Below are 13,534 nucleotides of genomic sequence, written 5' to 3'. Positions count from 1 at the left end.
GCGTCGCGCTGCTCGTGTGCCGCGCAGGCGCCCGGCGCGGTCGCAGGCAGGGGCGCTCAGCCCGCGAAGCCGATCACCAGCCACATGAAGCCGACGCCGGCGAGGGTGCAGAGCAGCGTGGTGCGCGAGGGGTGCGGGCTGTGCGCCTCCGGGAGGATGTCGGAGGTCGCCAGGTAGAGCAGGAAGCCCGCGAAGAACCCGAGGTAGAGGCCGAGCAGCCGCTCGGGGATGGTGAACAGCAGGGTGATCGCGGCACCGGTCACCGGCGCCAGGGCGTCCGCCGACAGCAGGGTCAGCGCCCGCCGCCGGTTGTTCCCGTAGAGCCGGGTGATCGTGTACGTGTTGAAGCCGTCGGCGAAGTCGTGGGCGACCACGGCGATGGCCACCACCGTCCCGACCGTCGTCCCGGCCTGGAAGGCCGCGCCGATCGCGAAGCCGTCCATCACGCTGTGGCCCACCAGGGCCAGTGCGGCGGTGAGGCCGACGCCCTGCGCCCCGGCCGGGGGAGCGTGGCCGTGCGCGTGACCGTGGGAGTGGGCGGGCCGCTGGCCGTGGGTGTGCTCCGCGTACTCGGCCTCGTGCCCTCGGTGGATCGCGACCGCGCGCTCGATGATGTGGATGGTCAGGAACCCGGCCGCGAACATCAGCAGGGCCTGCGGTACCCCGTGCACCTCCTCGGGCGCCTGGTGCAGCGCCTCCGGCAGCAGGTCGAACGCCACCACGCCGAGCATCAGCCCGGCGGCGAAGCCGAGCACCAGGTGACGCCGGTCGCCCGTGCGCTGGGCCACGTAGCCGCCGATCAGCGTCATCAGGAACGCACCGGCGGCCACCAGGATCGCGGTCACCGCACCTCCCCCGTACCGGGCACCGTGCCCACCGCCCCTCCCCCGTGTCCCGACCGGCCGCCCCGGCACCCGTGCGCACCAGCCTCACGCCGTCCCCGCACGCCCGCCCGCCGGACGGGCCGTCAGGGTGAGCCGCACCGACGGCGGCTCGGTCACCGCTGCCGTCGCCGTGCCGCTGCTCCGGCCGCCACCCACACGGGCCGCCCCGAGGCGGCGGCTGCTGCGGCTGCTGCGGCTCCGGCTGCGGCTCAGTGGGCGGTGGCGAGCGGGAGTCCGAGGTGGGTGCGGGCGAGCTCGCTCACGCCGTCGCCGTCGACCAGGTGGATGTGCTGGTGGCCGTCCTCGCCGGTGAGGTCGAGCGCCTCGTCGGTGAACCGGCCGGTGGTGAGCCGCAGTCCGCGCTCGGCGGACTCCTCGCGGACCGCCTCCGCCAGCGTCCTGATCTCCTCGTCCCCCACCGGCCCTGCGCCCCGGGAGGCCCAGACCACCCAGCGGCCCGGCAGGGCGCTGCCCGCCGGTCCCTCCCCCGTGGCGACCAGCCCGGCCGGACCGCGCAGCCGTACGCTCCACTGCGTCAGACCGCCCCTGGTGAGCAGCTCGCGGACCAGCTGGGCGAACTCGTTGGCCGAGAGGTCCGGAGCGGACGGCACCGCGGGCCCCGCCACCGCGGCCGGCTCGACCGCCGCCCGGGCGTACGGGTCCGGGGTGACGGCGGCGCCGAGCTGGCGCAGCCGCACCAGTGCCTCGTCCTGCTCGGCATCGGCGTAGACGCCCTCGCCGTCGGGCTCCGCGGAGGGGGCGGCCGACGGCAGCAGCCTGGTCCGGGCCAGCGCGTCGCGGTCGGCGTCCACGCTCAGCAGACAGAGCGGTTCCCCGCCGCCGCCCTCGCGCAGCCAGCCGTTGAGCACCACGCCCGCCAGGATCTCGTCGGTGTCGACGGCGTCCGCCGCCTGCAGGGCGCGCAACGCCAGTCGGGCGACCAGCCGCAGGTAGTCGGTGGCCCGGTCGGCGGGCGGCCGCGGCACCGGCAGGGTCTCGCCGTCCACACCGAGCCGGTAGCCGCTCAGCGAGGGCACCAGGTCGAGCGCCGGCAGGTCGAGGTCCAGTACGGCGGTGCGGGTCAGCGGGCGGAAGACGGCCCGGCAGGGCGCGGGCAGGTCCTGGGTGGACGTCTCGGCGGCGGCCAGGGCCCGCTCCAGCAGCGACTCCACCGCGGCCGGCTCGGCCAGCCGGTACGCCCGGCGGCACTCCTCCAGGCTGTCGTTGTACTCCCGCACGGCGCGGGCCCGGGCCTGCTCGACCTGTTCGTGGGCGCGGCGGGACTCGTCCCCGGCCGGGCTGCCGACCTCGGCCTGCCGGGTGCGCCACTCCCGCAGGGCCCGCTGGTGGGTGAGCCGGGCCTGGGCCAGCTCGCGCTGGTAGCCGGAGTCCAGCAGCCGTCGGGCGGGGGATCCGTCGGGGTCCGCGGCCGGCGGCTCGGCGGGGGCGTAGTCCTCCCAGCGCGGCTCGGCGTCCGTGCCGGCCGGCTCGGTGCCGCCGGCCGGGAAGGGCCGCGGCTCGTAGTGGCGCAGCTGGCTCTCGAAGTCCATCGCGGAGACGGGCAGCGCCGCCCGGCGCAGCAGGTCGGCCAGCCGCTCGTGCTCGGCCTGGACGGCGAGCGTGCGATGGTGGGTCAGCGCCGCGGCCCGGCCGTGGGCGGCGACGGCCTCGTCGGTTCCGACGCCGGTACCCCCACCGGCGTCGGCAGCGGCGCCCGCTCCGGACGGCGCGTCGGACGGGACGTCGGACGACGGACCGGCCTGCGCGGTGGTCGGTCCTCCTGCACCGGGCCCCTCGGCGAGTCCGCCGAACCCGTCGAACCCGTCGGGCAGGTCCGGACCTCCCGGCCCCTCGACACCGAGGTCCCGGAAGACCGACGCCAGAAAACCGGGTTGAGGGGCCGTGACCGCGCCGTCCGAGTGGCCGTCAGCTGAGTACTGCATCGGTGGTCGTTCCCCCATACTCGTCCGGCACCTGCCCGGGCCGGCCGGCGACCCCGCGGCCCGCCCCTGTCGGTCATTGTCCACCGAACGGGCGCACCGGTCAGCCAAGCCTCTCAGTTGGTCCTGGTGTTGGTCAGGTGCAGGCCGATGTAGCCGACATAGATCCGGCCACTGCCCGAGCAGTCGTCGAGGTAGTGCAGCCGCGGGGCGGTCCGCCCGCCGCCGATCCGCAGGTGCGCGCCCATGAACGCGCGCCGCGAGGCGTCCACGCACTCCGGTACGGGCAGCATCCGCTCCCGCTTCCACTTGGTGTGGCTGAACACCGTCCGGGACTCCCCGCGCACCGCCTTGCGGGGCGGGAAGCGGTGGCAGCCGGCCGGGGTGTGCTCGCACCACTGCTTGAAGTCGCCGCCCGCCTCCCCCCGCACCGCGGCCTCGGCGTACTCCTGAAGGGCGGTCAGGCCGTCCCAGGTGAGTCGCGCCCAGCCCGCCCCGGGGCACTGCATCTCGTCCAGCGCGAGCGCGGACTTCTGGTCGCCCGTGAAGGTCAGCAGCGGGAACTCCTCGATCCTGGCCATGAGTTCGGTGAAGGTGCCCGGAATGCCGGGGACCCCGGGGGTCCCGGGGCCGCCGGGAAGGCGCCCGGTGCGGCCGGCCACCGCTGCCACCCCGCCGGAACCCCCGCAGAAGCGCCCGGCAAGCGCCCGGACCTGGGCCCCGCCGCGTCGCTCCCGGCGCAGGCTGTGCCGGACCCGTTGCAGCTCGTCGGCCCTGGCCTGCTCCTCGGCCCGGTCCTGCTGCTCCTCGTGGGCCAGGACCGCGAGCTCGGCCGCGGCCGCGTCGGGGCCGGTGCCCGTGCGCGGCACGACCGGGGCCACCACCCGCAGCACGGGCACGGCCGCCAGCGGCAGCGGCAGCGGCTGCTCGGCGGCGATCCGGCGCGGCTCGCGGGCCAGCAGCCCGGCCGCCCGGCGGAGGTCCTCCTCGATCCGGCGGCGGGCCAGCACCGGATGCCGGGCACCGTCGTACCGGGAGGCCGGATCGACCTCCGGCAGGTAGGTGCGCACCGCGCCGCCGTACACGCTGTGGTACTCCAGCGCGACGTTGAACTCGGTGCGGGCCCCGGGATCGAGGACGTAGGCGGTGGCGAGACCGGGCAGCTGGCCGCAGAGCGGGCGGACCACCTCGGCGACCCACTCGTCGATCCCGCGGTCGGCCGGGACGCTGGCCACCACGGTGGGCATCCGGCGCTCCGGGTCGCAGAGCTCGTCGATCAGGCCGTCGACCTCGCCGGCGGTGAGCACCCGCGGCACCGACTGGACGGCGACCGGGCCGTCGGCCGCGTCGAGGAGCGGGAGCAGGGTGCAGGCCAGCTCCGGCACCGGCACCCGGCAGGGCGTCCGCACCCCGCTGCCGGTGGTGTGCGTCTCCGCCTCCAGCCGGACCCAGGTCGGACCGTCGGCCCCGGTGGCTATGGTCAGCGTGAGCTGGTGGGTGCCGTGCGGGGCGGGGGTGCGCAGGCGGCGGCGGTCGTAGCGGCCGCCGCTACCGCGCAGCGGGCCGCCGTCGCGATCGAGCAGGACGCGGCCGCCGAGCCGCAGGCGCTCGGCCGGGGCGTCGGCGGAAACCGTCGCATGGCCGGCCGGGTCGGTGAGGGCGGGGGGCGCGTTGCGGCCGCCGGGGTCGGCGAGGTGTCCGGCGGGGGCGGCCGGGTCTGCGGGTCCGGTGCGTGCGGTCGGGCCGGGGTGGGCGCGGTCCGAGCGGGCGGGTACGGGGGCCGGCGGCGGGGGTTCCTCGCAGCCCTCCTGTTTCAGCCAGGCGCCGAGGCGCTGGTCGGCCAGGGCGACGGCGTCGGCGTGCGGGAGCGCGGTCGTGACGGTCATCCGGTAGGGCGTCGCGGGGCCTCTGGGGCCGGGTAGACCGGCGCGGGCGCGCGACGTGGAGCGGTCTGAGGTCATGCGCATACCTCCGTGGCGGGGGTGGGGTCCGTCGTCCTCCATCGATGGGGGGTTCGTCCGGTTCGGCCGGATCCTTGCCCAGGAAACGCCACGACCCGGAGCGGAAGTTCCAAATCGAGGCCACGTGAATACGTTCGAGTGAATCTGGGGTGAATCCGCTCAAGCCGCCGGCCCGATCGGCAAGGCACGGCCGTCACCCGACGCTCGGCGCTCGCGCTCGGCCCCCGACGTGCACCGCGGGCCCGCCAAGCACTCAGTCCCCGGCTGCCTCGGCGCTGCGGCTCCACTCCGGTTCCGCCACCGGCACCGCCAGTGGACAGCCCTCCGGTGCGTCGTAGTCGGCGATCAGCACCACCGGGACGGTGCCGTGGTTGCGCCCGACGTGGATGTGGAGCGGACCCGCCTCCTCGACCAGCGAGTCCCCCGCGTCGCTGACCTCGACCCGGCCGTCGTGCAGCGTCCTGGTCAGCGTCCCCGACAGCACCACCACCGCGACCCGGCCCGGGTGGTAGTGCCATCCGGTGCTGCCGCCCGGGGGCAGCGTGACGGTCTGGACAACGGGCATCGCGGCTCGGCTCCCCGGTCGGCTCCCTGATCGGTTCCGGCCAGGCTAGGGAGACGGCCCGGACCTTCGAACACCCGGATCCGAACTGTCCGAAACACTGGCCGAAAACCGTCCGGTCGGCTCCACCCCGGAACGGCGGCCCCGCACCGCCCGAACACGGCGGCACCGGGTCAGACCGGCACCTCGACGTACGTCCGCCCCGCCGCCACCGCAACCGCGGTTCCGCCGGTCGCCTCGGCCAACCAGGTGTGGAACCCGGCCACCTCGGGCTCGGGCACCCCGACCTCGATCCGCACCCCCGCCGCCTCGTAGACCAGGTCGCTGACCGTGTACCCGGCCGCCCGGAGGTCGTTCCCCACCCGGCCGGCACGGGTGTGGTCCGCGGTCACCGCGAGCAGCACCACCGGCCTCCGCTCCAGCAGCCCGGCCGCGTCCACGGCCTCCGACACCGAGCTCCCGTACGCGCGGACCAGGCCGCCGGCGCCGAGCTTGATCCCGCCGAAGTACCTGGTCACCACGGCCACGGTGTCGGTCAGCCCGCGCCGGCGCAGCACCTCCAGCATCGGCACACCGGCGGTTCCACCGGGCTCGCCGTCGTCGCTGGAGCGCTCGCGGCGCTGCTCGTCGCCGACGACGAAGGCGGTGCAGTTGTGCCGCGCGTCCCAGTACTGCTTGCGGATGCCGACGATGAACGCCTGGGCCTCGCCCTCGTCCGCGACCCGGGCGAGGTGGCAGATGAAGCGGGACTTCTTGATCTCGATCTCGTGGCTGACCGCACGCCGGATGGTGAGGTACTGCCTGGGGGTCGGCTCCGGGGTGGCGGACATGGTGCGGTGGTCCTCCCGGACAACGAAACGGCGGGCGGCGGACAGCTGGACGGCCGGGCGGCGGACCGCGAAAAGGCCGACGGTGCCGCCCCCGGAGGACCCGCCGACCCGAAGGTCGGGAGGTCCGGGGCAGTACCGCCAGCCTAGGCCCTGCCCGAGTGGTCCCGGGCAGTGGTGGGCTCATGGCCGTCGCCCGCCGATCACCGTCCGGCCAGCGCGTCCAGCTGCGCACGGTCCAGGCCGGTGAGCGCGGTGACCTCCGCCGGGTCGACCGCACCGCAGTCCAACCCCCTCAGCACGTAGCCGCTGAGCGCACGGGCGGTCGCCGGCTCGTCCATCACGTCGCCGCCGGCCTTGGCGACGTACGCGGCCAGCCGGGCCGCGGCGGCCTCCAGGCCCTCGCGGTAGAAGGTGTAGACGGCCGCGTAGCGGGTGGGCAGATGGGCCGGGTGCATGTCCCAGCCCTGGTAGTAGGCGCGGGCCAGCGAGCGGCGGACCAGGTCGTGGTGGAGCTTCCAGGCCGCGTGGACCTGCTCGGTCGGACCGGTCGGGATGACGTTGGTCGAGCCGTCGGAGAGCCGGACGCCGGTGCCCGCGGCGGCCACCTGCATCACCGCCTTGGCGTGGTCGGCGACCGGGTGGTCCATGCTCTGGTAGGCGGCGCTGACCCCGCAGGAGGCGCTGTAGTCGAAGGTCCCGTAGTGCAGTCCGGTCGCCCGGCCATCGGCGGCCTCGATCATCCGCGCCACGGTGGCGCGGCCGTCCGGGCCGAGGATGGCCTGGGTGGTCTCGATCTGGATCTCGAACCCGATGCGGCCGGCGGGCAGCCCCGCCGAGCGCTCGAAGTCCTCCAGCAACCGGACCAGTGCGGTGACCTGCTCGGCGTAGGTGACCTTGGGCAGCGTCAGCACCAGTCCGTCGGGCAGGCCGCCGGAGGCCAGCAGAGTGGCGAGGAACAGCTCCAGGGTCCGGATGCCGCGGTCCCGGACGGCCGCCTCCATGCACTTGATCCGGATCCCGATGTACGGCGGGGCGCTGCCGTCCGCCACCGCGGCGGCGACCAGCTCGGCGGCGCGGACGGCGGCGGCGTCCTCCTCGGCGTCCGGCCGCGGGCCGTAGCCGTCCTCGAAGTCGATCCGCAGGTCCTCGACCGGCTCCCGCTCCAGCTTGGCCCGGACGCGGGCGTGGACGTCGGCGAGCAGCGCGTCGTCCGCCACGCCGAGTGCTCGGGCCAGCTCGGCCGGGGTGCCCGCGTGCGTGTCGAAGGCCTCCAGGGCCTGGCGGCCCCACTCGCAGACGGTGTCGGCGGCGAAGGCGTCGGCCGGGACGTACACGGTGTGGACCGGCTGCCGGGTTCCGGAGTCGCCCGGGTAGCGGCGGGCCAGGTCGGCGTCGACCGGGGCGAGCAGCGCGTCCACGGCCGCGCGGGCCGCGTCGGAGAACGAGGCTCCGCCCGCCGGTCCGGTACCGTCGACCTCGACCTGCGACATCCGTCCTCCTCCACGCCCCGCCGGCCCGGGGCGGGCCAGCGCTTCAACAATTTGTTGAGGTGAAGGTAGTCCCGCCGGGATCGGGCGTCAATGGCCGACCGAGCGGTGGACGCGGCCGCCCGGGGCCGACGGCCCCGGGCGGCGGTCCTGCTGCGATTCCCCGCCGCGGTCGGTCCGGCGGGAGGCGCCGGGTCACTCCCTCCCGGAGGCCAGGTAGCGGTCCTTCAGCTCGGGGTAGAGCTCGGCGACGTCCTTCGGGTGCACCGAGCCGTCCGGGCGGTTGCCGGTCACGCCGTACTTCGTGGTGAGCCAGTCGGCGAGCCGCTGCGGGTCCGGCTGGTGCTCGTGGCTGTCGATGTAGCTGACCAGCGCCTCGTAGGCGAGCTCGGGGTCGAGCCGGTGGTGCCCCGGGCGCGGCGCCGGGCCGGTCCGCTCGCCCGAGGGGCCGGGCGCGGGAAGGTCATCCTGCCGGTCGGCGAAGTCCGGACCCTGCGGGGCCGTCGGCTCGTGCTCGACGTACCCGGTCTCCTCGACGTACTCGCCCTGCTCCGCGTAGACGGGCTGCTCCCCGTAGACGGCCTGCTCCGCGTAGACGGCCTGCGGTGTGGCGGCCGGAACACCCTGGGCGACCGCGGCGGCGGACTGCCGTACCGGTGCGGAGGCCGGTTCCGGAGCCGGCTCGGCCCCGGTCGGCCGCGGCGGCTTGAACCACGGCGAGGCCTGACCCGGCACCCGGCCACCACCGGTCGCGCCCCCGCCCTGGGCGTGCGGACCGGTGGTGCGGACCGGGCGCTCGGTCCAGACGTTCAGCTCCTCCCGCAGCGGCGGAGCCTGCTCCTGCTCGCCCTCCGGCTCGTTCGCGGCACGCAGTCGCACCGCGGCGAGCTTGGCGAGCATCGGCGCAGCCACCTCGGCCGGAACCGGCATCACCGCGGGCGCCCCCTCGGCCTGCGGCTGCGGCCGGGACTGGACCTGAGCACCGGCCGGGGCGGGCTGCTGCTGGAGTCGGGGCCCCGGGGCCGCGGCAACGGCGGCGGACGGTACGGCGACGACGGCCGGCGTTGCGGCCGCTGCCGCCGGGATGGCGGCGGCCACGGCCCGGCCGTCCCGCAGCTCCTGGGCCTCGCGCTCCTCGCGGGCCGCGCGCGCCTCCTCGTCCAGCCGGTCCAGCACCGCCGGGTCGAGCGGCACCCCGTACTTGGCCAGCTTGAGCGGCAGCAGCGCCTGGATCGGGGCCGAGCGGCGCCAGCCCCGCCCGTAGCGGAAGCGCAGCTGGGCCCGGTAGACCAGGCGGTTCTGCTCCAGCCGGACCACCTCGTCGTAGGAGCGAAGCTCCCAGAGCTTCATCCGCCGCCAGAGCCGGAACGTCGGCACGGGGGAGAGCACCCAGCGCATCAGCCGGACGGACTCCATGTGCCGGTCCGCCGTGATCGCGGCGATCCGCCCGACGGCATGCCGCGAGGCCTCGACGACGACCACGAAGAGCACCGGGATGACCGCGTGCATACCCATGCCGAGCGGGTCACCCCACGAGGCGGCGGCGTTGAAGGCGATGGTGGCGACGGTCAGCAGCCAGGCGGTCTGCCGCAGCAGCGGGAACGGGATCCGCAGCCAGGTCAGCACCAGGTCCAGCGCCAGCAGCACCACGATGCCCGCGTCCACACCGATCGGGAACGCGTAGGCGAAGGCGCCGAACCCCTTCTCCGCGGCGAGCTCGCGCACCGCGTTGTACGATCCGGCGAAACCTATGCCCGAGATCAGGCAGGCCCCGGCGGCGACCAGCCCCAGCAGGCCCCGGTGAGCCTTGGTGAGCGTTGGGCGTGCCATAACGTCTATCAACCCCTGGATGTCGGCCGCGGCCGTACGCTGCTCGGGCTGCCGGTTCCCGCTTGTCGGGGCACCGGACGGCTGGGCTACCTCCGGGCTCGGCCCACCGGAGTTTACTCGTACAGCTGTTTCAGCGTTTCCGCAGCCCAGAGTGTCACCATCTGCCTCGATCCGACGCCGACCACCGGTCGGAGCGTCAGCGCGCCCGCTCCGCCGTGCCGTTGAGATAAGTGAGCACGGCCAGCACCCGGCGGTTCGCGTCGTCGGCCGGGGCCAGCTCCAGCTTGGTGAAGATGTTCGCGATGTGCTTGGCCACCGCGCCGTCGCTGACCACCAGCCGTGCCGCGATCGCCGAGTTCGAGCAGCCCTCCGCCATCAGCTCCAGCACCTCCCGCTCGCGCGGCGACAGCCGCTGCAGCGGGCCCGAGCGGCGGGACGTGCTCTGCATCAGCTTGGCGATCACGTCCGGGTCCATCGCCGTGCCACCGGCAGCCACCCGGCGGACCGCGTCGATGAACTGCTCGGCGTTGAACACCCGGTCCTTCAGCAGGTAGCCGACGCCGCCGGTGCCGTCCGCCAGCAGCTCCCGCGCGTACAGCTGCTGCACGTGCTGTGACAGAACCAGGACGGGCAGGCCCGGGATCTCCCGCCGGGCCTTCAGGGCCGCCTGCAGCCCCTCGTCGGTCAGCGTCGGTGGCAGCCGGACGTCCACGACGGCGACGTCCGGACGGTGGGTCAGCAACGCATCGAGCAGCTCCGGCCCGGTCTCCACGGCGGCGGCGATGGTGAAGCCGTGCGCTTCCAACAGGCGGATCAGACCTTCACGGAGGAGGTAGAGGTCCTCGGCGAGGACAACTCGCACGGCAGCTCCAAGGTAATGGTGGTCGGACCGCCCGACGTACTGTCGATGGCGAGGACACCGTCGAAGGTACCCAATCGCCGCTCGATCCCGCGCAGGCCGGTCCCCCGGGTGGGGTCCGCCACACCGACACCGTCGTCCGTCACCGTGATCCGCAGCGTCCCGGCCCGGTAGAGGATGTCCACCCAGACCTGCTCCGCACCCGAGTGCTTGGCGGCGTTGGCCAACAGCTCGCAGATGCTGAAGTAGGCGGCCGCCTCCACCGGGGCCGGCGGCCGGTCCGGCAGGCTGACGCAGACCTCCGTCGGCAGCGCGCTGTCCAGGGCCAGTGCCCGCACCGCGTCGCCCAGCCCGCGCTCGGCGAGCACCGGAGGGTGGATGCCGCGGACCAGGTCACGCAGCTCCTGCAGCGCCCGGGCCGAGGACTGCCGCGCCTCCGAGAGCAGTTCGCGGGCCGCCGTCGGGTCGGTGTCCATCAGGTGCTCGATCGTGCCCAGCGTCATCCCGATCGCGACCAGCCGCGCCTGTGCGCCGTCGTGCAGGTCGCGCTCGATCCGCCGCAGCTCGGCCGCCTGGTTCCCGACCGCATCCGCCCGGGTCTCGGTCAGCTCGGCCACCCGCTTGGTCAGCTGAGCGTGCGAGGCACGGTCGCCCTGGCGCAGTACGCGGCAGGCGATCTCCGCGTACGCACGGACCGCGAGCGGAGCCACCGCCACTCCGGCGGCCATCAGCCCCAGCCCGAGCAGGCCGTTCAGCAGCATCGACAGCATCCGATCGCTGCCCGCCCCGTAGCCGTCGACGAGCACCGGATCGTTGAAGGCGAAGGTGCAGCCGAGTCCCAGGAACAACAGGGCGGCCACCGGCACGGCGAGGCCCAGAACCACGATCGGACCGACCGCCAGCCAGAGGACCTCCGCGCGGGTCGCCCGGTCGCGCAGCCCCCAGTGCAGCAGCTGGGCGATCCGCGCCATGCCGTGCGAGCGGTGGTACGAGTACCCCGTCCACCAGTGACCGCGTTCGTCCCTCTCCAGAGCCGGCCGGGGGGTGTACGACACGGGCAGCCTCATGCCGTACCAGCGGGACAGCTGGTCGCGCGTCCGGCGGGCGACCCGGCGGACGAAGAGGGCCGCCACCGCGGCACCCCCCACGCCGGCCGCCACCACGGCGAACAGCTCCCCCATGCTGTACGGATCCAGGACCGAGGCGACCGCCCCGCCCGCCATCAGGGCCGCCACGAACGGCATCACCGTCACCGGGAGGATGCCCAGCACCAGGAGGCCGAGCCGGGCCAGGCCGCGGCCGCTCGACGTGAGTGCTTCCTCCGCCTGAGCGCGCACGGTCGCGCCGCTGGTTCGAGTCGCTGCTGTCACGGATGCTCCTGAGGCCGGTCCCGATCGTCCTGGATCAGTGTTCCCGAACGCCGTCTACGGGGCACTGGCCGTCGTACCCCATTGCGGAGGTGGACCTAGCACCACCCCCGCGCGGTTCCAGACCTCCCGCGCTTTCCGGGCTCGCGGCGGCCGGGTATTTGCCCCGGAAATGCGAAGAACCCCCGATCCGTTCCCGGACCGGGGGTTCTTCAGAAGAATTGTTCGGCGGCGTCCTACTCTCCCACAGGGTCCCCCCTGCAGTACCATCGGCGCTGTGAGGCTTAGCTTCCGGGTTCGGAATGTAACCGGGCGTTTCCCTCACGCTATGACCACCGAAACACTATGAAACTATCTACCGCCCACCCATCGATGGCGGGGGTCGTTGTTTCAGAACAACACAGTGGACGCGAGCAACTGAGGACAAGCCCTCGGCCTATTAGTACCGGTCAACTCCACCCCTCACAGGGCTTCCATATCCGGCCTATCAACCCAGTCGTCTACTGGGAGCCTTACCCTCTCAAGGAGGTGGGAGTGCTCATCTCGAAGCAGGCTTCCCGCTTAGATGCTTTCAGCGGTTATCCCTCCCGAACGTAGCCAACCAGCCATGCCCTTGGCAGAACAACTGGCACACCAGAGGTTCGTCCGTCCCGGTCCTCTCGTACTAGGGACAGCCCTTCTCAACACTCCTACGCGCACAGCGGATAGGGACCGAACTGTCTCACGACGTTCTAAACCCAGCTCGCGTACCGCTTTAATGGGCGAACAGCCCAACCCTTGGGACCTACTCCAGCCCCAGGATGCGACGAGCCGACATCGAGGTGCCAAACCATCCCGTCGATATGGACTCTTGGGGAAGATCAGCCTGTTATCCCCGGGGTACCTTTTATCCGTTGAGCGACGGCGCTTCCACAAGCCACCGCCGGATCACTAGTCCCTACTTTCGTACCTGCTCGACCCGTCAGTCTCACAGTCAAGCTCCCTTGTGCACTTACACTCAACACCTGATTGCCAACCAGGCTGAGGGAACCTTTGGGCGCCTCCGTTACCCTTTAGGAGGCAACCGCCCCAGTTAAACTACCCACCAGACACTGTCCCTGATCCGGATCACGGACCCAGGTTAGACATCCAGCACGACCAGAGTGGTATTTCAACGACGACTCCACAACAACTGGCGTTGCCGCTTCAAAGTCTCCCACCTATCCTACACAAGCCGAACCGAACACCAATATCAAGCTATAGTAAAGGTCCCGGGGTCTTTCCGTCCTGCTGCGCGAAACGAGCATCTTTACTCGTAATGCAATTTCACCGGGCCTATGGTTGAGACAGTCGAGAAGTCGTTACGCCATTCGTGCAGGTCGGAACTTACCCGACAAGGAATTTCGCTACCTTAGGATGGTTATAGTTACCACCGCCGTTTACTGGCGCTTAAGTTCTCAGCTTCGCCAGAGCGAACTCTAGCTAACCGGTCCCCTTAACGTTCCAGCACCGGGCAGGCGTCAGTCCGTATACATCGCCTTACGGCTTCGCACGGACCTGTGTTTTTAGTAAACAGTCGCTTCTCGCTGGTCTCTGCGGCCACCCCCAGCTCAGACAGCACGTGTCATCACCAGGAATGGCCCCCCTTCTCCCGAAGTTACGGGGGCATTTTGCCGAGTTCCTTAACCATAGTTCACCCGAACGCCTCGGTATTCTCTACCTGACCACCTGAGTCGGTTTGGGGTACGGGCCGCCATGAAACTCGCTAGAGGCTTTTCTCGACAGCATAGGATCATCCACTTCACCACAATCGGCTCGGCATCAGGTCTCAGGCT

At 72.7% G+C, this 13,534-nt stretch carries 9 protein-coding genes and 2 rRNA genes (1 of these 11 running past the window's edge); all 11 read right to left on the bottom strand.

Annotated elements, in window-relative coordinates; genetic code table 11:
* Positions 1 to 56 precede the first annotated feature (56 nt).
* Complete coding sequence (locus ACF9IK_RS23770; RefSeq protein WP_395298665.1) at positions 57 to 809, bottom strand: ZIP family metal transporter; 753 nt, start codon at positions 807 to 809, stop codon at positions 57 to 59.
* A 284-nt stretch (positions 810 to 1,093) separates the two neighbouring features.
* Positions 1,094 to 2,827: a restriction endonuclease gene (locus tag ACF9IK_RS23765; RefSeq protein WP_395296136.1), complete on the bottom strand. Its 1,734-nt coding sequence runs from the start codon at positions 2,825 to 2,827 to the stop codon at positions 1,094 to 1,096.
* A gap of 113 nt (positions 2,828 to 2,940) precedes the next feature.
* Positions 2,941 to 4,710 (bottom strand): hypothetical protein, encoded by a 1,770-nt coding sequence (locus tag ACF9IK_RS23760; RefSeq protein ID WP_395296135.1) that lies wholly within the window; start codon positions 4,708 to 4,710, stop codon positions 2,941 to 2,943.
* Between the two features lie 328 nt (positions 4,711 to 5,038).
* Positions 5,039 to 5,350 carry a cupin domain-containing protein gene (locus ACF9IK_RS23755; RefSeq protein WP_395296134.1) on the bottom strand — a complete coding sequence of 104 codons (312 nt, stop codon included), beginning with the start codon at positions 5,348 to 5,350 and terminating at the stop codon, positions 5,039 to 5,041.
* Positions 5,351 to 5,520: 170 nt separating this feature from the next.
* Positions 5,521 to 6,177, bottom strand: a complete 657-nt coding sequence (locus ACF9IK_RS23750; protein WP_395296133.1) for a YigZ family protein — start codon at positions 6,175 to 6,177, stop codon at positions 5,521 to 5,523.
* A 200-nt stretch (positions 6,178 to 6,377) separates the two neighbouring features.
* Complete coding sequence (locus ACF9IK_RS23745; protein ID WP_395296132.1) at positions 6,378 to 7,667, bottom strand: DUF6986 family protein; 1,290 nt, start codon at positions 7,665 to 7,667, stop codon at positions 6,378 to 6,380.
* A 192-nt stretch (positions 7,668 to 7,859) separates the two neighbouring features.
* Positions 7,860 to 9,494, bottom strand: coding sequence for a DUF2637 domain-containing protein (locus tag ACF9IK_RS23740; protein ID WP_395296131.1), 1,635 nt, complete (start codon positions 9,492 to 9,494; stop codon positions 7,860 to 7,862).
* 196 nt (positions 9,495 to 9,690) lie between these two features.
* A complete protein-coding gene (locus ACF9IK_RS23735; protein ID WP_395296130.1) occupies positions 9,691 to 10,356 on the bottom strand; it encodes a response regulator transcription factor in 666 nt (221 codons plus the stop codon).
* The gene (locus ACF9IK_RS23730; RefSeq protein ID WP_395296129.1) at positions 10,308 to 11,723 is read right to left on the bottom strand and encodes a sensor histidine kinase; all 1,416 of its coding nucleotides are present in this window, start codon (positions 11,721 to 11,723) and stop codon (positions 10,308 to 10,310) included. The genes ACF9IK_RS23735 and ACF9IK_RS23730 overlap by 49 nt, the downstream gene beginning before the upstream one ends.
* Before the next feature lie 220 nt (positions 11,724 to 11,943).
* Positions 11,944 to 12,060: ribosomal RNA gene (gene rrf, locus ACF9IK_RS23725) — 5S ribosomal RNA — on the bottom strand.
* A 79-nt stretch (positions 12,061 to 12,139) separates the two neighbouring features.
* Positions 12,140 to 13,534: ribosomal RNA gene (locus ACF9IK_RS23720) — 23S ribosomal RNA — on the bottom strand; it runs 1,723 nt beyond the window's last position.

Origin of the sequence: Kitasatospora hibisci (assembly GCF_043950205.1) — a bacterium.
In the GTDB taxonomy this organism is placed as follows: Bacteria; Actinomycetota; Actinomycetes; order Streptomycetales; family Streptomycetaceae; genus Kitasatospora; species Kitasatospora hibisci.
Note: the sequence above shows the minus strand (reverse complement) of the source record. Positions and strands in the feature narration are given on the sequence as shown.